The organism is Permianibacter aggregans, from assembly GCF_009756665.1.
Taxonomy (GTDB): domain Bacteria; phylum Pseudomonadota; class Gammaproteobacteria; order Enterobacterales; family Permianibacteraceae; genus Permianibacter; species Permianibacter aggregans.
On sequence record NZ_CP037953.1, the window covers coordinates 2976269 to 2996716 of the forward strand.

At 56.0% G+C, this 20448-nt stretch carries 15 protein-coding genes; 7 read left to right on the top strand and 8 right to left on the bottom strand.

Annotated elements, in window-relative coordinates:
* Positions 1–294: 294 nt before the first annotated feature.
* Positions 295–2544, top strand: a complete 2250-nt coding sequence (gene parC / locus E2H98_RS13390; RefSeq protein ID WP_133591650.1) for a DNA topoisomerase IV subunit A — start codon at positions 295–297, stop codon at positions 2542–2544.
* Between the two features lie 67 nt (positions 2545–2611).
* On the opposite strand, the gene E2H98_RS13395 is transcribed toward parC, so the two are convergent.
* Complete coding sequence (locus E2H98_RS13395; RefSeq protein ID WP_133591652.1) at positions 2612–3376, bottom strand: hypothetical protein; 765 nt, start codon at positions 3374–3376, stop codon at positions 2612–2614.
* Between the two features lie 449 nt (positions 3377–3825).
* Here E2H98_RS13395 and E2H98_RS13400 point away from each other — a divergent pair, with 449 nt between their 5' ends.
* Positions 3826–4479 carry a hypothetical protein gene (locus tag E2H98_RS13400; protein WP_133591654.1) on the top strand — a complete coding sequence of 218 codons (654 nt, stop codon included), beginning with the start codon at positions 3826–3828 and terminating at the stop codon, positions 4477–4479.
* 69 nt (positions 4480–4548) lie between these two features.
* Here the strand turns inward: E2H98_RS13400 and E2H98_RS13405 are convergent, their stop codons facing one another.
* From E2H98_RS13405 to E2H98_RS13415, 3 genes are read right to left on the bottom strand one after another with little or no spacing between them, the layout of a single operon-like run.
* Positions 4549–5826, bottom strand: coding sequence for a chalcone isomerase family protein (locus tag E2H98_RS13405; RefSeq protein ID WP_133591655.1), 1278 nt, complete (start codon positions 5824–5826; stop codon positions 4549–4551).
* 59 nt (positions 5827–5885) lie between these two features.
* Positions 5886–6932, bottom strand: a complete 1047-nt coding sequence (locus E2H98_RS13410) for a hypothetical protein (RefSeq protein ID WP_133591657.1) — start codon at positions 6930–6932, stop codon at positions 5886–5888.
* Entirely contained in the window at positions 6929–8386 is a 1458-nt protein-coding gene (locus tag E2H98_RS13415) for an adenylate/guanylate cyclase domain-containing protein (protein WP_133591659.1), read from the bottom strand. Before E2H98_RS13415 ends, E2H98_RS13410 begins: the two co-directional genes overlap by 4 nt.
* A 37-nt stretch (positions 8387–8423) precedes the next feature.
* On the opposite strand from E2H98_RS13415, the gene E2H98_RS13420 reads away from it, so the two are divergent.
* Together E2H98_RS13420 and serB are read left to right on the top strand one after the other, a co-directional pair.
* The gene (locus tag E2H98_RS13420) at positions 8424–8687 is read left to right on the top strand and encodes a hypothetical protein (protein ID WP_133591661.1); all 264 of its coding nucleotides are present in this window, start codon (positions 8424–8426) and stop codon (positions 8685–8687) included.
* 14 nt (positions 8688–8701) lie between these two features.
* Positions 8702–9643, top strand: coding sequence for a phosphoserine phosphatase SerB (serB, locus tag E2H98_RS13425; RefSeq protein WP_133591663.1), 942 nt, complete (start codon positions 8702–8704; stop codon positions 9641–9643).
* A gap of 76 nt (positions 9644–9719) precedes the next feature.
* Here serB and E2H98_RS13430 read toward each other — a convergent pair whose 3' ends face one another.
* The 3 genes from E2H98_RS13430 to epmB form a co-directional block, all read right to left on the bottom strand.
* Positions 9720–11795 (bottom strand): EAL domain-containing response regulator, encoded by a 2076-nt coding sequence (locus E2H98_RS13430; RefSeq protein ID WP_133591665.1) that lies wholly within the window; start codon positions 11793–11795, stop codon positions 9720–9722.
* Positions 11796–11959: 164 nt separating this feature from the next.
* Entirely contained in the window at positions 11960–13780 is a 1821-nt protein-coding gene (locus E2H98_RS13435) for a hypothetical protein (RefSeq protein WP_133591667.1), read from the bottom strand.
* A 185-nt stretch (positions 13781–13965) separates the two neighbouring features.
* A complete protein-coding gene (epmB, locus tag E2H98_RS13440; RefSeq protein ID WP_133591669.1) occupies positions 13966–14997 on the bottom strand; it encodes an EF-P beta-lysylation protein EpmB in 1032 nt (343 codons plus the stop codon).
* Positions 14998–15041: 44 nt separating this feature from the next.
* Here epmB and efp point away from each other — a divergent pair, with 44 nt between their 5' ends.
* On the top strand, positions 15042–15605 hold the full coding sequence (gene efp, locus E2H98_RS13445) for an elongation factor P (protein ID WP_133591672.1): 564 nt from the start codon (positions 15042–15044) through the stop codon (positions 15603–15605).
* Between the two features lie 42 nt (positions 15606–15647).
* Here the strand turns inward: efp and E2H98_RS13450 are convergent, their stop codons facing one another.
* Positions 15648–18239 (bottom strand): ATP-binding protein, encoded by a 2592-nt coding sequence (locus E2H98_RS13450; protein ID WP_162848194.1) that lies wholly within the window; start codon positions 18237–18239, stop codon positions 15648–15650.
* Between the two features lie 161 nt (positions 18240–18400).
* Here E2H98_RS13450 and E2H98_RS13455 point away from each other — a divergent pair, with 161 nt between their 5' ends.
* Entirely contained in the window at positions 18401–18823 is a 423-nt protein-coding gene (locus tag E2H98_RS13455; RefSeq protein WP_133591676.1) for a response regulator, read from the top strand.
* Complete coding sequence (locus E2H98_RS13460; RefSeq protein WP_133591678.1) at positions 18820–20433, top strand: diguanylate cyclase; 1614 nt, start codon at positions 18820–18822, stop codon at positions 20431–20433. The genes E2H98_RS13455 and E2H98_RS13460 overlap by 4 nt, the downstream gene beginning before the upstream one ends.
* The last annotated feature ends 15 nt before the right edge of the window (positions 20434–20448 follow it).

A 20448-nucleotide genomic window follows, 5' to 3' on the forward strand; every position in this document is an offset into this window, starting at 1 on the left:
CAGAGTGGTTTGGCGGCGCAAAAAAAGTACCAAAAATTTACTGTGACAAGTCTGCAGCAAGAGCTAAAGAAATATTGGCAAATAGGAATGTGGCGGAATTATGTAAGCCATGTGTTAAACCAAATAAAGCTGAGAGAGTGCTTTTGGCTAGAATTTAGATCTTGTAAGTTGGTTTGGGCGAAGTGAAGGCCAACATGGCTGTTGAAAAGTCTGAAGTGGATAGTATGAGTGCCTTTATCTCTTGTGTGTAAGGCACACGAATTTAAAGTAACCATTTAGTCAAAAAGGTAAGCAATGACTGAATCCATGTACGGCGATATTGAACGCCGGGCCTTGTCGGATTTTACCGAACAGGCGTATTTGAATTACTCGATGTACGTGATCATGGATCGCGCCCTGCCATTTATTGGTGATGGCCTAAAGCCGGTGCAGCGGCGCATCGTTTATGCGATGAGCGAGCTGGGGCTGGATGCCGCCTCGAAGCATAAAAAGTCGGCGCGTACCGTCGGTGATGTGCTCGGTAAATACCATCCGCATGGCGACAGCGCCTGTTATGAAGCGCTGGTGTTGATGGCGCAGCCATTCAGCTATCGTTATCCATTGATCGACGGTCAAGGTAACTTCGGTTCGCCGGATGACCCGAAATCGTTCGCGGCGATGCGTTATACCGAATCGAAGCTGTCGAAGTATGCGCAGTTATTGCTGGAAGAACTGGGTCAAGGTACGACCGATTGGCAGCCGAACTTTGACGGCACGATGGAAGAGCCGGTGAATTTGCCGGCACGGGTACCGAATTTATTGTGCAATGGCACCACCGGTATCGCCGTTGGTATGGCTACCGATATTCCACCGCATAACCTGCGTGAAGTGGTTGCCGCTTGTACCTTCCTGCTCGATCATCCGACTTGCGAAATCGAAGAGCTGGCCGTGCGCTTACCCGGTCCGGATTTTCCGACCGAAGCGGAAATCATCACGCCGCGTATCGAAATGCTGGAGATGTACAAAACCGGCAAAGGCAGTATCCGTCAGCGCGCCAAATATGAAGTGGAAGACGGCGAGGTAGTGATCACGGCGCTGCCGTATCAAACCTCCGGTTCGAAAGTCATCGAGCAAATCGCTGCCCAGATGCAGCAGAAGAAACTGCCGATGGTTGCCGATTTGCGCGATGAATCCGACCACGAACATCCGTGCCGTATTGTTATCGTGCCGCGCTCGAATCGGATTGATGCCGCTGAACTGATGGGCCATTTGTTCGCGACTACCGATCTGGAAAAATCTTTCCGCGCCAACTTCAACGTCATCGGCCTTGATGGCAAGCCGCAAGTCAAAGATTTAAAAACGCTGCTGAGTGAATGGCTGACGTTCCGTGTGGATACCGTGCGTCGTCGTTTGCAATGGCGTTTGGATAAAGTCGAAGCGCGTTTGCATATTTTGGATGGCTTGCTGGTCGCGTTCCTGAATATTGATGAAGTGATTCGCATCATCCGTGAAGAGGAAAATCCGAAGCAGGAGCTGATGGCGCGATTTGGTTTGTCTGACAGGCAGGCCGAAGCGATTCTTGATTTGAAACTGCGCCATTTGGCCAAGCTCGAAGAAATCAAGATTCGTGGCGAGCAAATGGAATTGATGCAGGAACAAGCCAACCTGCAGCGCACGCTGGCCAGTGACACCCGGATGAAGAATCTGGTGCGTTCGGAACTGCTGGCCGATTCGCACAAGTTTGGCGATGAGCGCCGCTCGCCTATCGTTGAACGCGAACAGGCGAAAGCGATCAGCGAAGACGAAATGCTGCCATCGGAACCCGTAACGGTTGTGCTGTCGCAAATGGGCTGGGCGCGTTGCGCCAAAGGCCACGATGTTGATGCGCCGGGTTTGAATTACAAAGCCGGGGATTCGTATTTGGCCAGTGCGCAAGGCAAGAGCAATCAACAGGCGGTATTTATGGATAGCACCGGCCGTGCTTATTCGGTTACCGCCAAAGACCTGCCGAGTGCACGCGGCCAAGGCGAGCCGCTGACTTCACGCTTTACGCCAGAACCCGGTGCAACGTTTACCGGCGTCGCGCTCGCCGAAGAAAGCGAGCAATACCTGATTTGCTCCGATGGCGGTTACGGTTTCGTTTGTAACTACGGTGATTTGGTCTCGCGCAACAAGTCCGGCAAGAACGTGCTGAACATGCCGAGCGGCGCGCTGGTGTTGCCGATGCAGCCGGTGTCGAATATCGAAACCGATCGCGTCGCGGTGGCCACCAATGACGGCCGCCTGCTGGTGTTCCCGCTGAAAGATTTGCCGCAAATGGCCAAAGGCAAAGGCAACAAGATGATCGGCATAGAAACCGCGAAGCTTGAAAAGCGCGAGGAGTTTGTTGCCGGTGCCGTCGTGCTGCCGGAGAACGCCAACTTGCTGATTACTTCCGGCAAACGCACGTTCACGATGAAGCCTTCGGATCTGGAGCATTACCTTGGTGAGCGTGGCCGGCGCGGTCACAAATTGCCGCGCGGTTTCCAGAAAGTCGATGCCGTTGGTATTGAACGGAAAGATTGAACAATACGCGAGCAATAAAAAAGCCCGGTTTTCACCGGGCTTTTTTCTGTCTTGAATTCGAAGCGAATTACAGGACTTTTTTGCGGTTCAAGGCCAGCAGACCAAAGGCAATCAGTGCCAGTGAAGCCGGGGCAGGAACGCCAACCGGCGGCGCGCCCGTTTCGGCGGTGACCAGGTTCAGGAACATCTGGGTGTTGTCAAAACCGGCCCAGGTTGGCGAGTGATCCCAAACGTTTTGGTCGGTGATGAAGAACACGCTGCCAGGACCGATGTTTTGGTAGGCCATCATGACCGAGCCGATCAGGCCGTTGCCGTACATCAGCGCTTCGGCGCTGCCAGAAATCGACAGCTCGCTGTAGCAGGCGTATTCGTAGTTGTTCACGCCAGCGGTCAGCGTGTGCTCCAGGATTTCACCATCAGCGCGCGAAGCGGTTTGGAAACCACAGGAAACCGCGTTATTGACCGTGTGCATCGTGGCGCCCAGGAAAGCCAGCGCGGTGTTGATGCGGTTGTTCTGGGCTGGCATGAAGCTGCCGTGCTCGCCCATGAAGGCAATGCGGCCACCTTGGGCCAGGTACGCGGCCATCGCGTCCAGCTCGGCGCTGGTGTAGTCATTGGCTGGTTGCATGGCCCACAGCAGGTTAACGCCGTTCAGGTTGAAGCTGTCGAGGTTGCCGTTCAGCACGCTCGACGTGTGGCCGTTGGCATTGTAGAAATTGTTCAGGGTGTTCGGGCTGTAGGCATCACTCCAGATATTGACGATGCCGGCTTGCGATGCTGTCGATACCACTGCAAATACTGCGGCGGTGAACGCCATTTTGATCGATTTCATCAGGTGTCCCTAATTCAAGGTGGTTTCAGATGGAAAGCGCCGTCAGTCATTGGTGGCGCCGGCGTGCAGGTAAGCAATAATTACACCAATAAATAACTGACTGATTTATTTAGATATTTTTGGAATAGAAAATAGTGGGTGTAAATTATTTGGACAGTCTTGCCGAGTGATGGGGCGCTGAAAACCGAGTCGATTTTGCATGAAGCTGCGAGGAAAACCGCTTTAAAAACCGCTATTTGGCGGAAGTTTTCTGCCGATGGGGCAGGCGGCGGCCGTTAAGGGCTGTCAAACTGGTTTACAGCGACTCGGTAAGAATGACGTGAATAGCGCACAAGTTACTGAAAATACAGCGACTTACCGCTTTGGAACGCGATATGCATTTGGCAAAGCAGCGCTGGCGCAATCCGGTGTCGGTGTCTTTCCCAAAAACAATACATGGAGGTTTACCAATGAATTGGCGTTCAATTACCGCGGTGGCGCTGTTGATGGCGGCTTGGGTGTCGCCGGTGCAGGCAACGGTCCTGGTTCCTGACAGCTTTACGGATTTGGATGGCATCACTTACGACGATGACAACTCGCTCTTTGGCGTTGTGATCGAAGATATGTCGATTCCTTTTTCATTCAGCGCTTATGGCGGCACGGTATCCGGTTCGGTGCAAAGCCGCGTCGTGCTGAACGAGAACGGCACCTACGACTTTTACTGGCGGGTATTCAATGACGCGGAATCGGCCGGCGCAATTTATAGCTGGCGCATCGGCGGTTTTCTCGAAGATATTTACGACGCCAATTGGCGCATAGATTCACTTGGCGATGTGGCGACCAGCATGGCGCTGCTGTTCAGCGATCCGGGTGGTTTCGTCAACTTCTACTTCACCGATGATGCGGGCGCCGCGACGCTGCTGCCGGGTCTTTCCAGCCACTTTTTCTACATCCGCTCTGATGCCACGAACTACGATATGTCGGCCATCTACGACTTGACCAACTTTGGGCAAACGGAAATCAGCGGTTTGTACAGCACGTTTGCACCCGCACAGGTGCCGACGTTTGGGCCGTTGATGCTGATGCTGTCGGGTTTGCTGGCTTTACGGCGTCGGCAACGTTAACGCCAATACGAAAACAAAAGCAAAAAGGCTGCTTGATGCAGCCTTTTTCACGCGCTGAGTAAATCACGTTCAATCCGGATTGAATTTCAGTTCAATGAAAAACTCATAAGCTTGTTCTGGCAATTTTTCCGGCAGCGCGGGAAACGGCGCCTGGCTGTCGACCAGATTCATCGCGGTTTCATCAAGGATCTTTTCCGGACTTTTCTCGATATACCAGATGGCGTTGATATCGCCGCTGCGATCCAGATTCAGTTTCAGAATGACATGGCCTTTGACCCGCGCCAGTTGTGTCAGTCCGTATTTACGTTTCAATTCGCGATGTGGATATTGCAGCGCCTTTTGTAGCTGTGCTTGCAGCGCCAACTGATAATCAGCCAGTAGCTCAGCGACATCGGTATCGGATAACTTCGGTTTCGCCGGCTCGGCTTTCGCCAGGGTTTCGGCGGCAGGCTCCTTGGTGATAGCCGTCGCCGGTTTATCGGTCGGTGGCGTTGGTTTCGGTTTGTCGATGATCGTTGTTTGTTGTGGTGCGGGTTTGCTCGCTGCTGGCTTTTTCGTCTCGCTTTCTGCGCGGGTTTCGTTGCGCGCTGTCTCGGCTTTCGCGACGTCGGCACGTGCCGTTTCGGTCTGGGCGGGCTCGCTGCGAACCGCGGTGGATTGGGGCGGTTCATTACGCACCGGCTCTGGTTCGGGTGTTGGCGCTGGCGTGGCCTTGGCGATGCGCACCGATTGGTAAACCTTTTCCCGATTTTCTTGCACGATGAGCGCATTCAATTCCGACAGTCGCGCTGCGACATTGATACCATCGGTGGACAGCAATTCATTTTTCAATTGTAAGCCTGGCGGGCGCGGGCCGAGATAGCAGCGCAGCAGCATATTGAAAAACAGCGGTGAGCGAATGCGCAGTATTTCAGAGCCGTTGATCATGATCAGCGTGCTGCTGCCGTCACTGTTATCGAAAATGATTTCGTCGCCTTGCGCCAGACCATGTTGAAACACGCTGTAGAACTGCGCCAGGTTTTCCGCTTCGCGTTGCAGATCATCACGGCTATTGTTGACGTGCATCAGCTCGCGAAAATGGCGGGCGGTGCCGGTCGCGAACATGCGGTCGGCGGTGACGCGCAAATGCAGCACGCGGCGCTGGCGGGCATCGAACAATGCTTCCGGAGTCTTGCCCGTTTGGCTGACGTAAAGCGCAACGTGATAGAGATCGAGATTCAGTTGTCTGACCGTACCAATACCATTCAGCGTCAGCGTCTGGTCTTTACGCAGCAGCGTCGTGCTCAGGTATTCGGCCGGCAGCGCAGCACAGAAAAAGAACAGACAGGCAATAACGCTCCAACGCATGACGGAATTCTAGGTAACGCTCGGGTGTGTAAAGCGTAGACCACTTTGGGGGCAAATCGCTATTTCTTCAGCGTTTCCAGATTCGCCTGCACGCGTTGCGCCCGCTCGATCAGTGGTGGCACGTCTTTATTGTCCGGCTGGAGCGCAAGTACTCGCTGCCAGCGTTGAATGGCGCCGCTGATATCGCCTTCACGGTAGCGCTGGCTGGCCTCGGCGTTCAGTCTGACGACTTCGCTGTCTATCAGGGGTTGCGCCTGAGATTTGGCCAAGGCGATGTCGGCATCGCCAGGGAACAGCTTTCGCCACTCCTTCAAGCTCGCCAGCAAGCGATTGACGTCTTTTTGCTGCAGGGCTTGCTGCACGGCGCGCTTCAAGCCCAAACGATGTTCCTCGAGCACCTGCTGTTCACTGGCCTCGACCTCGGTGACCACCGCTGTTTTGCGCTGCTTGCTGCCTTCGAGTTTGGCGAGCTCAGTCTGCCAGCGCTTGGCTTCCGGCACCTCCAGATCCTGAGCAATGTTCAGCGCCCAGCGGGCAAAACCCGTGTGTTTGCGCTCGATGGCGCGCTGCGCGATGGCAAGAATTTCCTGGCCCAATTGTTCGCGCTCTTTTTCCAGTGCGCTCAAGTCGCCCGGTTCACCGAGCAAATCCGGCGCGTAGCTGTTGGTTTGCCGGTGCACGCGCAGCGCATCGGCGACAAAGCGACCGCGCACCAGCTTCAATTCCTCACGCGGCAGCGTCAGCCGCCGATCCAGCAATTCCAGATAATAAGTGCGACGACGTTGCAGCGCGGTGGAGTCCGGCAGCGTCAGCAAACCGGCATCGAGTTGATTGAGCGCCGCGCCCCATTGTTTCTTGTCCCAGAGCTGCTCAGCCCGGCTCAGGTGATCGGCTTCCAGCGCGGCGGCTTGCTGTTGTAGTGCCGCCAGTTCCGTTTTTAACGCGGCGTTGTTCGGGTCGTTGGCCAGCGCCTGTTCGGCCCGGCGCAATTGCTCGGATAAATCCTGACGCGTCTCGGGCGCCACGGCGTCCCGCACGGATTGCGGCATCAGTTGGCAAGCAGATAAACAGCAGATCAGCAGCAGCGCGCTGCAGGTTCGCATCATTGGCTCAATTTCGGCAAATAAGACAACACGTGTTCGACCTGGCGATCGATCAGCAGATTGAACGGTTCATGCAAACGTTTTAACACAAATGTCGAGGTCTGTTCACTTTTCCCTTTCAGCGCGATATTGCCTTTCGCTTCCACTTCGATGCGATGGCGAATTTTCGGCTGATGCAACACCGCTTCGCTGAGCACGATTTCACTGCCGGTGCTGGCTTCGCAAAGCCGCGCGGCAGTGTTCACCGAATCACCGATGACCGTGTACTGCATCCGATCTTCCGAGCCCATGCTGCCGGCAATCATGTCGCCGGTGTGCAAACCAATGCGGAACTGCACCGGTGGCATCCAGCTTGGGCGATGGCGTACGGAGGCTTCGACCAACTGGCTGAACAAGCTGCAGAAACAGAGCGCGTGAAAAGGATGCTCTGGATCTTTATGCGGCGAACCGAACACCAGCATGACGCCATCACCGATGTATTTATCGACATTGCCCTGATACAACTTGGCGGCGCGATTGACCAACGAGAAATAAAAATTCAGCAATTCGGCGACGCGCTGGGCCGGCAGTTTTTCGCTCAGCGAAGTAAAGCCAACCAGATCGATGAACACGACGGTAGCGACCACATGCTTGGCCGGTGCCTGTACGCCATCGTTCAGCATCAGTTGTGTGGCCACCGATTTCGAGACAAAGCGCGACAAGGTTTTTTCAGTGTGCTGACGTTTGTGCAGATGCTGAGCCATGTCGTTCAGCGTGCCAATAATTTCACCGATTTCGTCATCGCGTCGTTCGTTGATCAGCAACTCATAACGGCCTTCGCGCAGCGCACGTGTCGCGTGCGTTAAACGATCAATAGGTTGCGCCAGCCAGCGCCCGAGCAAATAAGCGCCGAACATCGCGACGACGATCATCAGCGCCGAGGCAATGGCGATTTTGCGCACGGAATTGCGCAGCGGATTTTCCAGGCTTTCCCGATCGAGTGTGATCAGCAAATAACCGGCTTTCAGATCATGAAACAGAATCGGTGCTGTCAACGCGACTTGTGTACTCAGTGACGGCATCTCACGCACCAGCGACAGTTTGTCGAGTTGATGAATCGGTAACGCTGGCATCTCATCGGTGCTGACGACAACGAGGCCGTACTGATCATAAACCGCGGCGCTCAAGATATACGGATCGTCTTTGATCGTACCGAGCAGAACTGACAATTGCAGTTTGTCTTCAGCGAGCAGTGGTTCAGCGGCGGAGCTTGCCGACAACTTAGCAAGATGATGGCCGTAGGCAATCGCATGCTGCGCCAGCAGACGTTCAACACTGAAACTGGTGAACCACCAACTGATCGCCATGATCACGGCCATGACGCCGCCGATCGCAAATGCGAGCTTCTGCGCCAGCGTCAGCGAAGGCGCTTCTGTCTTAAGGTTATATGGCGCGGAACGATAGCGTGATGTGGCCATTCAGTTCTTCGTTTACACTTGTTCGCCTGACAGCGTGATGGACGCAACGAATGAACGGGTCACCATGCGTGCTGCATTGATAGCTGGCCGATGGTTGATGAATCGTTATGCGTTCTTCGTTACTACGGCCGATGATTTTCGGCCCGCCGATCACGCCAGCCCTGGCATTACCCCTGAGAAAGCCTTGCTTTTCACCCCGCAATCCGGTGGTGGCCAGCAAGGAAACGAACCCGAGTTTGCCAGCATTCGCCCGATACGCCAAGCGGCAACACGCTGGAACGGAGCAATGCGACAACAATGAGCGAAAAGTAGGCAATGAATAGTCTGACGTTGGCGCCGGAAATCTGCGCGCAATTTGATCTTTCCTTGGCAGCCGAACAGGCCGCCGGCGAAATCTGGCTGCTGGCACCGACGCTGCAACCGGAAGCGCTACAGCGGGCCTTGGTCCAGCTGTCGCGGCAATCCATTGCGACAAATATATCGGCCACTCATGATAGCCATCAGCATCAATTGTTGCGGCTGCATGTCAGCTTGTTGCCGGACAGTCTGGCTTGCCGCGCGCTCACGGAGATTTGTGGCATTGATTGTGCGGCGGTAGAGCGTGCCGAGGCACCAAAAGCCATGCTGTTTGATATGGATTCCACGCTGATCACGATGGAAGTGATCGACGAGCTCGCTAAAGAAGCCGGTGCCGGAGAGGCCGTGGCCGCGATTACCGAAGCCGCGATGCGCGGTGAGCTGGATTTCAATGCCTCGTTGCAAAAACGGGTGGCGACCTTGAAAGGCTTGAAACTCGATGCGCTGGAGCGTGTGCGCCAGCGTTTGCAGTTCAACGTCGGTGTACCGGAGTTTGCCGCGTTTGCGCGCGCCGATGGCATTTATCTGGCGCTGGTGTCGGGTGGTTTTGTGCCGTTTGCCGAATGGGTCAAAGCACAATTAACACTCGATTACGCCCGCGCCAATACGCTGGTCAGCGAGCGTGATGAACTGACTGGCCAAGTCAGTGGCGATATCGTTAACGCCGTGGTCAAGCGCGATACCCTGCAAGAGATTCGCGGCACGTTGCCAGGCAATGGTCCGGTCTGGGCTGTTGGTGATGGTGCCAATGATGCCGCGATGCTTGGCGCCGCCGATGTCGGTGTCGCGTTTCGCGCCAAACCGAAATTGCGGATGCAGGCGACGCTGGCGCTCGATGTCAGCGACATGCGCGGCTTGGCGACGATTATCGAGTCGTTGCGACAACAACCGGCGCGATAAACGCAGAAAAACGTTAATGCTTGAAAAAACAAAACGCCGGTTTCAGCCGGCGTTTTGTTTTCTCGGATCGAGGCGATTAGAACTCGTTGGCGCTGAAGTCGAACTTCATCGATTCCATCGGTGGTTGCAGGTAGTAGCCTTGAACGTAATGCACATCAATCGGATACAAGAACGCCAAACAACCGGCGTCTTCAACACGAGGGACGATAGTGAGTTTGTTGTGCTCGTTGGCCAAATCGACCAAGGCTTTCAATTGCGCTTGGGCATCGGCATTGGTGGCGAGTTGTGGTGCGAAACGGCCATCCAGGCGCACGAAATCGATTTTCAGTTCTTTCAACAGCGACGCGTAAGAGTCAGTGCTGCCGAAGGCGTTCAGGCAAGACAATCCTTTGACTTTACGCAGACCCTCGGTGAATGCAATCGCACGTTTCAAATAGGTTTGCGCGTCGCTTTCATCAATCTGGAAAATCACCGAATTTGGTTCCAGGCGATTGGCGCGCAAGTTTTCGCCGATGAATTTAGTCAGTGTGTCTTCGGCCAGCGCGGCGCCCGATAATTGCACGAACAATTTCGGCAGCGGTTTGCCTTGATAACGACCGAGTGCGCGCATCGCTTCGGTGATTACCCAGCGATCCAGTTTGCTGGCAATGCCCGCTTGTTCGGCGACCGGGAAAGCCTGATCCGGGCTGACGTGATTGCCGTGCTCATCTTTGATACGCAACAACGCGGAATAATACGCGGCCGGTTCGCCGTGCAGTTTGACCATTGGCTGGAAGCCCAGCGTCGCGCGGCCGGAATCGAGCGCTTCCTGCACAGCCAGCAGAATATGTTTGTCGGCATCGCCGGCATTGAGCAGCGCCGGGTTGAATACCTTGACGCCGTTGCCGCCTTTTTCCTTGACCAGTACCAGCACCGCGTGGGCGTTACTCAGTACTTCTTCGGCATCTGGTGAATTCTCGCCAATGGCCATGACGCCGGCGGAAATCGTCGTCTTGACGGTTTGACCTTGAATTTCAAACAAATGTGCGGAGAAATCGCGACGCACGGTTTCGGCCAATTCGGTTGCCTGTTCCGGCGTGTCGATGGCTTTCAACAGCGCGAAGCTGTCATCGCCGGTGCGGAACATCTGCACATCGTCCGGCAGTTTGCGGCGCATCAGCTCGGCGCAATCTTGCATCAGATCGTCGGTGCCGGTGATGCCAAAACGCGATTTGATGTGATTGAACTGATCGAGCTCGAACAGAATCAACGCGCTCATGCCTTCCTGCTTGCCGGCGCGATCGATGGCGACGGTCAGGCGTTCGAGCAGGTGTTGCCGGTTGAACAATCCGGTCAGCTGATCGATGGCGCTGATTTCTTTCAGGCGCGCTTCCAGTTCGGCATTGTCGGTCGAACGGCGGATCAGCACTTGCGTGCATTCCTCGTCTTCGTAGCGGGCGGCCGAAAGGGTCAACACGGCATCGAAAGCTTCGCCGGAAGAGTGCAGGCCACGGAAGGTGAATTCGGTGGTTTCGTTGGCGCTGGTGTAATCGCGCAGGAAGTTCTTGAAGGCTTCGTGCTGCTCGTCGGCAATCATGTCCATGATTGGCATCGCTGACAAATCGTCCGGATCTTCATAGCCGAATAACTCGGTGTAAGCCTTGTTGGCGTAGATGTGCATGCCATCGTGAATATAGGCAATGGCGTCGCGTGAGCTGGCCAGCAGCAATTCGCAGCGTTTTTCGGTTTCGCGCAGCGCCGCTTCGGCGGTTTTGCGCCGGCGTCGGTCTTCGACATTGGCGAGTTCACGCGATACCACCAGGCGAATGCGCTCTTCTTCATTGACCGGCACCACATCCTTGATGCCGATGCGCAGCATTTCGGTAACCAGTTCGCTGCTGAATTGATCGGTCAGCAGCAGCACCGGCGTGTCACGCTGGTAATGCTCGATGATGCGCCAGGCTTTTTCGACGCTGAAGTCGCCGGCGGCGGCTTTGGCAATCAGCAAATCCCAGGCTTGTTTTTCCAGTGCTGCCCGCAGTTCATCCTCGGTAATGATTTGCGAGGCGCGCACCGCGTAACCGTTGTTGCGCAACAGGTTGATCGTGTGTTCGGCGTCATTGGACGAAGGGTCCAGCAGTAGCAGATGTATCGTGCGTATTTTTTTCGACATGCCGGTAAATCCATTGCCCGTCAGCGGCCAGCAGGCCGGACGGGCATTGTTTCGGGGAAGGAATGAACTGACTTCAAGTGTAAACGATATTGGCCATAGCAGGGCTTGGCCAATCGGTGAACCGTATCACAGAGCGCCCTCAGACCAGGGGCGCTGCCACCACGTCAAATCAGTTCCCAAAGATTATCAAAGTTTTCCGGGTCACCCGGTTTGCTGTCGCCGCGCACTTCGGTCTGGCTCAGCGCATCACTGAACTGGAATTGCCGGTAGGAGGCACTGGCCGCGACCAGCTTGTTCAGCTGCACGTCATAGCTCTTGTCGCTTTCCTTGATGCGCACCTTCTGCTTGATCGAATACGGAATCGGCGAGGTGATTAAGGTCGCTGGCTGGCCAATGCCTTTCAGCGCCGGCAGCAGCAGCGCGCGCTGGAAGCTGTTGCTGGTCGCCTGGCTGTTGCGCACCTGGGTTTCGACCGGGCGGGCGCTTGGCGCAATCAACTGCACGCCGAGGTTCAGCGTGCCATCCGGCAGCCGTTTCATCCAGCGTATCGTGCCGATATTCCAATGGCTTTCGCCGCTTTCGCTTTGTTCGACGATGCCGATGATTTCCCCGGTCTGGGTTTGCACCGGCACGGCGCCGCGCATCGCCAGGCAGTAGCCTCCAGGCGAGATGTTGATTAGCGCTGCGACATGAAAGTCATAGCTGACTTCCTTGTTCTGGGTGAAATTGCGTGCCGACTGGGCGGTGATGTCGCCGTGTTTCTGGGCGTCATGCTTGTTCGGTGAGCGATAGAGCTTGGCAAATGGGTCGTAGTCGCGGGTGGCGGCGTTTGACGGCGTCTGGTAGCGGGCCCTGATGCGGTCGTCGTCGACCAGTGTGGCATCGAGCAAGGAGCCGGACATCGCGCTCAGTTCATCAACCGCCGGCTCCGGTTCGGCCCGCGGTGCCTTGCCGGACAGCAGATAATGGGTGGCCGACAGACCGATGGCGATTTTCAGTGTGCCGTTGGCCGGCGTGCGCGAAAACGACCGGGTGGACTGATTGCCGTAGGCGTTGACCAGGTGGCGCAGCAGCGGTGCGCCCAGTTGCTGGGTGGCGGTGCGCTGGCTACCAACGACGACGGTGCCGGTGCTGCGCAAATCATCCTGGATGCGGGCGATGACATCGTTCAGCTGCAGTTGCCGGTACTGACCGACGGCTTTGGGTGTCAATTGGCCCTGGCTCAGCGGCCCGTTGTCGCCATCGAGGTCGACAACCATCAGCGGCGCACCGGCTTCATAGCTTTGCAGATGGCATTCGGCGGACAGCTCGCCAGCGGCGTCGAATAGCTGATCGATTTCTTTCTGGCGCAGCTGATACGGGTTGGCAGCGGCCAGCAGCAGAATGCGGAAATAGGCCCGTTCGATCGAATTGGCAGCGTCATCGCTGTCGACCGGTTGCCGGTGCAGCATGTTCTGCTCGGCGAACACAAACAGCGTATGCAATTCTTTCCAGATCCGGCCCGGATGCTGGGAATACAGCTGATAACAACGCACCAACACCCGGCTCAGGTAGGCAATCGAGTGATAAACGGCTGGCACCAGCACATTCGGCTGAATGCGCGGGTGATGGTCACTCATCATGTCTTCGACGACGGTTTTGAAGCCGATGGCCATTTCCGATTGCATGGCCTGGGCCAGCGCCGCGATCTTGCGTTGTTTGTCATTAAGTGACACAGATTGGCCAAGATAGTGCTTGCGCAGCGCGTCGTTAATCAGACTGACGGTCTTGCGCAGCGTCAGCATGATCTGCAGCCGCTCGTCGACGGACACCCGCTGACTGTTGATATCGACCAGGAATTGATAAATCTGCCGGGCACTTTCACCGGTGTTGGCAATCGGCAAGGCGTCCAGCCATTGCACGACGGCGCGATGACTCAGCCCCACGGCGCTTTGGCGCAGCGTCGAGATTTCACGAATACTTAAGCCTAACTGCCCTGTTCTCATTGTGCTTCAGCGTCCTTACCGAACCCATACTGCGGGGAACTCATACTAACCAAAATCTGCCACCTTGCCAGCCATTGGACGCCATCGATCGATAAAAAGCCTTTGCAAAAAGCCTGCCGCAACGAAATTGCCGCGCCTGATCAAAGGTTTAGACCAGAAACGGGAGCTTGTCAGCCAGCGAAGGATTAAAGGGTATCGAGTCGCAGGTCCAGCGGTATTTTGCTGGCTTTTTCGGCCACTTCCCGAGTCAGCTTTGGCACCAGGAAGCCGGGCAGCGCTGCCAATAATTCGACCATCAGCTGACGGGCCCGTTCATCGCTGACGGCAAAATGGGCGGCGCCGCGCACCTTATCGAGCTGGTGCAGGTAGTAGGGCAGCACACCGAGCGCGAACAGGCGTTCGGACAGCGCGGTCAGCGTTTCGGCGTTGTCGTTGACGCCGGCCAGCAGTACCGATTGATTGAGCAGTGTGACGCCGGCCGCACGCAGGCGATGCAGGGGCGCCGCCAGCTCATCGACCAGCTCGCGTGGGTGATTGTTGTGCAGAACCAGGATGGTCTGAAAGCGCGGTTCGCTGAGCAAGCTCAGCAGGGCTTCGGTAAAGCGCTCCGGAATTACCATCGGGAAACGGGTGTGAATACGCAAGCGCTTCAATTGCGGCAGTGTTGACAGGCGCTGGTGCAGATCGGTCAGGTAGCTATCCGGTGCTGACAGCGGATCGCCGCCGGACAGAATCACTTCGTTGACTTCAGGATGCGCGCGCAGGTACTCAACGATGGCATCCAGGCCCTTGTTGCCAGGCCGGTTGTCGCCATAGGGGAAATGGCGGCGAAAACAGTAGCGGCAGTGAATGGCACAGGCACTGGTGGTGACCAGCAGCACTCGCGAACGGTACTTGTGCAGCAAGCCCGGTACCGCTGCCTCCTGTTCCTGCAGCGGATCGGTGCTATAGCCTTCGGCTTCCTGCATCTCGATGGCCTGCGGCAAGACTTGCAACAGCAAGGGATCGTGCGGATTGCCTGTTTCAATCAACTGCAGGTAGCGCTCCGGTACCCGAACCGGGAATTCGACAGCCGCCTGCAGCGCCTCTGGCAGTTGCTCAAGACGCAGATTCAGACGGCCAAGCAAGGCTTGCAGGCTGATTGGAGCGGCTTTCAGTGCAGCCGACCACGATGCGGGCTGCCCTTCAAGCGGGATTTTGGCTAAAATGTCGGCCATTTTTTTCCTACCACCAGAATTCACGCAATTTTACTGAGGACGCTATGGCCAGTGTAAGCACTAACGAAATGAAACCGGGTACCAAAGTCATGATGGACGGACAGCCCTGCGCTGTCGTCGAAAATGAGTACGTCAAACCCGGCAAAGGTCAGGCGTTCAATCGTATCAAAGTTCGCTATCTGCTGAGCGGTCGTGTTGTCGAACATACCTTCAAATCCGGCGATTCGCTGGAAACCGCCGACGTCATGGATACCGAAATGGAATACAGCTACAACGATGGCGAATTCTGGTATTTCATGGACCCGGTCAGCTTCGAGCAAATCGCCGCCGACAAGGCCGCGATGGGCGATGCCGAAAAATGGATGCGTGAGCAAGACCTGTGCACGCTGACGCTGTGGAATGGCAAACCGATTTCCGTACTGCCGCCGCATCACGTCGTGCTGGAAGTGGTCGAAACCGATCCGGGCCTGCGCGGTGACACCGCCACCGGCGGCACCAAGCCAGCCAAACTGTCGACCGGCGCGGTCGTGAAAGTGCCGTTGTTCGTCGAAATCGGCGACAAGCTGAAAGTGAATACCCGCACCGAAGAATATATTTCCCGCGCGTAAGCGCCACCCCGAAACGGCGCCAATCGGCGCCGTTTTTTTACGCTAGAGCAGCATGCCGCGTGGCGTGATGGTACAGGGCAACACGACGGTAAAACGGCTGCCTTCGTTTTCTTTTGAGCTGAAACGGATTTGCCCGTGCATCTGCTCAATCAATTGTTTGGTGATCCACAAGCCCAAACCACTGCCGCCGTATTTGCGCAGCGCCGTGCTGTCAGCCTGCCAGAATTTGGTGAACACTTTTTCCTGCAAGTCGGCCGGAATGCCAATGCCGTGATCGATCACTTCGATTTCAGCACTATTGGTTTTCGGGTCGAACTGGGCGTTGACGTGCACGGCGCTGCCGGCCGGCGAAAATTTGATGGCGTTGGAGATCAGATTGGCCATTACCTGCGAGAGCCGATCACTGTCGACACGCACATTCAGTTCCTCGCCGATGTCGAGCCTTGCCAGCAAGGTGATGTCATGGCTGTTGGCAAAACCATAATGTTGTTGGCAAACCGCTTCCAGTAAGGATTTCAAGGCGACCGTTTTCATCTGGAAACGTAGCTTGCCGAGCTCCAGCCGTTCCAGATCGAGCAGGTCATTGATCAGCCGCGCCAGCCGATCGGAATTGTCGACCGCCATGTTCAGCAGTTTGCTGGCGTTTTCGTTCTGGTTGGCAATGCCTTCGCTGCGCAGCAGGCCGAGTGCGCCGCGAATCGATGTCAATGGTGTGCGCAGTTCATGACTGACCATCGCCACGAATTCGTTTTTCATTCGCTCCAGTTCGTAACGATGACGGATGTCATGCAAGGTCAGGCTGTAAAAGCGCTGATCATCAAGCTGCACCGTCGAGCCGGACACTTCAATCGGAATCAGTTCACCACTGCCGAGACGGAATTGGCTTTGATGGTGATAAACCCGCCCCAATTTGTTCAACAATCGTTGAATGACATGCCAGTCTTGTATCGGTTGCGCAAACGCATCCGGCAGCGTTTCCTGGCCCGCAAACCATTGCCGGGCCAACGGGTTCATCGAATGCGGTTGGCCGCTCTGGTCGAGCAGCACGACGGCATCCTGGACACCGTCCATGATGGCCTGCAATTGTTGCCGGCTTTGTTGTAGTTCGCGGGTTCGCCACTGCACTTGCGACTGCGTGCGCATTTCCCGCGAGGCAAAACTGAGCAATAAAATTTCCAGCAACGCGGCGAACAACATGCCGGCCGCCAGCACCAACCAGCTCTGCCAGTAGCTATGGCTGGACAGGTAGGCCGGCGAGGGCTCCAAACGCAAACGCCAGGCATCATTGACAGCGCTCAGTGGAAACTCAAGTTGCAGACGAAGCGGATTGCTGCTGACTTCAACGTCGTTTTGATAAATCACCTTGGCTGGTGAGGAATGGGTTTCAATCGTGACCCGTAATTGAGTGAACTCGGTTTCTGACAGGGCTTCCTCGACCAGTTCTGCCGGTGCCAGCAGTGCGGCAACAATCGAGCGTTTATAAAGATTGCCATCAGTAACCGGAAACACCCAGATGGCGTCAGTGCTTGGCATTTCCGGATTGAAGCGTTGCAGTGGGGGGGACAGCGTTAACTGGCCAGACGCGATAGCTTGCAGAATCGTTTGCCGTCGCACTGGCTCGGAAAACAAATCAATGCCAAGCAGTCCGTGGCGTGCCTCGGGCTCGATATAGGCAACCGGATACAATCGCTCAGCTTCGACCGGCGTCAGACGTCGAATCTGAAAGGGGTGGCCGTGAGTCGCCTGCATCTGCTGGACAAATTCCGCCTGTTGTTCCGGGCGGATTTCCGGCGCCCAGGCCAGGCCAATCAACACCGGGTTGTGCTTCACGACTTCGTTGGCAAAACGATTGAATTCCTGGGCGGAAACGTGGGCTGATGCTTCGAACAGTCGTTCAGTGAAGCGCAGTCCTTCGGCGATACGACGTAGCGAGGCGTTCATTTGTGCCGCCAGTTTCTGGCTGTGATCGGCGAAGCTTTCCTGCTGGCGTTCGGCCTCCCATTCGCTGATGCGCAGAAACAGCATGACTGCCAGCGCGAACGTGATCACCAATGGCAAACTAACCGGCAGCAGCAGGTGACGCCAAACCGGGCGCGGCTTGGCTAGCAACATGAAGAAAATCGGCGTGATGATCAACACGCCGATGGCGTCGCCAACCCACCAGGTCAACCAACTGTAGGCGTATTCTTCCGGCCCAATCTGCTTCAGCAGCAACAGTGAGCTGACACCGACGGTGGCCGCAATCAGCGTCGCCAATAAACCACAACCGAGGGTGAAGCGTAACAGGCCGTTGCCATCAAGCAGGCGCGATAAATCATCCCGATAGGCTTTCAGGAATCGGCTGCCGGCATAAGCTTGCAAGCTGGAGCCGGAGGCAATCAGCGCGGCCAATAGCCAGCTAATGCCATCCATCGCCAATCCGGCTTTATCAGCGCTGATATTCAGCAGCATCGAGCCGAGCCAAATAGCGGGTAGCGTGCGCCGGCCGTACAAGGTCATCAGCGCCAGGGCCAGGCCGGCCGGAGGGAAAATAGCCGTGGCATAACCCGGTGGAATGGCGAGCAGCAGACCTAGCTGGCCCAACACCCAGTACGCCACGATAATGCCGATCGTGGCCAGCACGTGTTTCAGCATTCCCCGCCCACTCTCCACCGAAAATGAAAACATAGTTGAATAGCGTCAATTATGGCAGAGCCAACGATCCATGCTTTTGACGATTGCCGGCCTGGCGACTAGCTTTAACGACAGATCAGCATTTGTTGGCGAGCAAGGCATCGCCGCAACCGTGGAGAGTCATGAGCGCCCCGTTAGCCCACGTGATGTACGTAGAGGATGAACCCGACATTCAGTCGATTGTGAAAATGTCGCTGGAAACGCTAGGCAATATCCGTGTTGATGTATTCGACACAGGCGAGGCAGCGTTGTCGGCGGCGCCGGCATTGCAACCGCAATTGATTCTGCTCGACGTCATGATGCCAGGCCTCGACGGTCCGGCAACCATCGCGGCCTTGCGCAAGTTGCCGAACTACCGCCAACTCCCGTTTGTCTTTATCACCGCCAAAACCCGGCCGGAGGAAATTGCGGCGTTAATGAAGCTGGGGGCGCTGGCGGTGTTACCGAAACCATTCGAGCCGCTGCTGCTGGCCAATGAACTGAACCGGCTGTGGCGTCAATTTTGTCAACGCCAACAACCGACGTCGAACCAGGAAGCGAAATGACCGAGGCTGATCAAGGACTGCAACGATTACTGCAATTACGCCAACAGTTCCGCGAGCAATTGCCGAGTCGTTTACAGGAGCTGGAGCGCGATCTCGAAGCGACGCTGAACCGCAGTGAGCCGGACACCGAGGCGCTACTACTGCCATTGCACAACCTGATTGGCAGCAGTGGCACGTTCGGATACCCGCAGGTTTCTGAACTGGCCCGGCAACTGCATCAGTATCTGAAAACGGGGACGCCGCTGCCGGACGAAGCCATTCGTTCAACAGTGCGCGCGATGCAACACGCTGCGGCCAGTGAACCGTTGCCGATGCCGCAATCGACCGAGCCGGATCAGGAAGCGGAAACGCTGCGTCAACCACCGATTGAAAAAGTCATTTACTACTCGGTTTCTCACGAGGAAATGGATCGCGAGTTGATGCAGCAACTGGCCCAGTTCCGGATGCGCACGGTGCGCTGCCAGGACAACGCCGAGTTGCGGCAGCAGGTGGAGCAAGGCCATCAGGAAGCGGTCATGATGTTGTTTTTTGGCAATGAGCCGATCACCGAGGCGGCGCTGCAAGCGGTAATGCCGAAACGACAACATCGCGAATCGATTCACGTCATTCTGATTTCCACCCAACGCGATTTGCGTTCCCGCTTGATTGCCGCGAAGTTCGGCGTTGATGCCTTTCTGCGGGCGCCGACTTCGTTGACCGAAGTGCTCGATACCATTGAACGCTTGCGCCCTCATGGCGGCGACGAAAACATCCGGGTGCTGATCATCGATGATCAGGAAAGTGTCGGTCAGTATCACGAAGCCATCCTGCAATCCGCCGGTATGCGGGTGCAGCGCGCGCACAATATCGACCAGCTCGACAGCGTACTGCAGCAGTTCACGCCGGAAATCATTCTGCTCGATTTGTTCCTGCCCGATTGGAGTGGTGGTGAAGTGGCGAAAGCGTTGCATCAGCAGATGGAACTGCTTGATGTACCAATAGTATTCCTGTCGTCGGAATCTGATCGGGAATTGCAATTGGCAGCACTGCGCAGTGGCGGTGATGATTTCCTGACCAAACCGATCAAGCCGGATTTTCTCGTTGATGCCGTGCGCATCCGCGCCCGTCGCTACCGCGAACTGCGCCGGATCATGCTCAATGACGGCCTGACCAGTGTTTATAATCGTCGCAGCATCCTGCAAATGCTGGGTCAGGAAATGGCGCGTTCACAACGCAACAATACTGCGCTGACCGTTGCCATCATCGATGTCGATCATTTCAAGAAAGTCAACGATACCCACGGCCATCTGACTGGTGACCTTGTGCTGAAAACCTTGACGCAATTATTGAAGCAACGCCTGCGTCGTTCCGATCTGATCGGTCGCTATGGCGGCGAGGAATTCATTGTCGTGTTACCCGATGCCAGCAAAGTGCAGGCGCTGAAGTTTCTCGACGAAATCCGCGAAACCTTTGCCGATATCGAACATCTGGCCGAGCAACCATTCAAAATCACCTTCAGTGGTGGTGTCGCCGAATACCGGATGGGCGAAAGCCAGCGTACCATCCTGGAGCGCGCCGATCAGGCGCTGTATCGGGCCAAACACGAAGGCCGTAATCGCCTGCTGGGCTGAGCGGAGATTTTTACC

Coding starts and splice junctions, on each gene's coding strand:
- parC (WP_133591650.1), top strand. CDS start 295: ATGACTGAATCCATGTACGGCGATATTGAACGCCGGGCCTTGTCGGAT.
- E2H98_RS13395 (WP_133591652.1), bottom strand. CDS start 3,376: ATGAAATCGATCAAAATGGCGTTCACCGCCGCAGTATTTGCAGTGGTA.
- E2H98_RS13400 (WP_133591654.1), top strand. CDS start 3,826: ATGAATTGGCGTTCAATTACCGCGGTGGCGCTGTTGATGGCGGCTTGG.
- E2H98_RS13405 (WP_133591655.1), bottom strand. CDS start 5,826: ATGCGTTGGAGCGTTATTGCCTGTCTGTTCTTTTTCTGTGCTGCGCTG.
- E2H98_RS13410 (WP_133591657.1), bottom strand. CDS start 6,932: ATGATGCGAACCTGCAGCGCGCTGCTGCTGATCTGCTGTTTATCTGCT.
- E2H98_RS13415 (WP_133591659.1), bottom strand. CDS start 8,386: ATGGCCACATCACGCTATCGTTCCGCGCCATATAACCTTAAGACAGAA.
- E2H98_RS13420 (WP_133591661.1), top strand. CDS start 8,424: ATGGACGCAACGAATGAACGGGTCACCATGCGTGCTGCATTGATAGCT.
- serB (WP_133591663.1), top strand. CDS start 8,702: ATGAATAGTCTGACGTTGGCGCCGGAAATCTGCGCGCAATTTGATCTT.
- E2H98_RS13430 (WP_133591665.1), bottom strand. CDS start 11,795: ATGTCGAAAAAAATACGCACGATACATCTGCTACTGCTGGACCCTTCG.
- E2H98_RS13435 (WP_133591667.1), bottom strand. CDS start 13,780: ATGAGAACAGGGCAGTTAGGCTTAAGTATTCGTGAAATCTCGACGCTG.
- epmB (WP_133591669.1), bottom strand. CDS start 14,997: ATGGCCGACATTTTAGCCAAAATCCCGCTTGAAGGGCAGCCCGCATCG.
- efp (WP_133591672.1), top strand. CDS start 15,042: ATGGCCAGTGTAAGCACTAACGAAATGAAACCGGGTACCAAAGTCATG.
- E2H98_RS13450 (WP_162848194.1), bottom strand. CDS start 18,239: ATGCTGAAACACGTGCTGGCCACGATCGGCATTATCGTGGCGTACTGG.
- E2H98_RS13455 (WP_133591676.1), top strand. CDS start 18,401: ATGAGCGCCCCGTTAGCCCACGTGATGTACGTAGAGGATGAACCCGAC.
- E2H98_RS13460 (WP_133591678.1), top strand. CDS start 18,820: ATGACCGAGGCTGATCAAGGACTGCAACGATTACTGCAATTACGCCAA.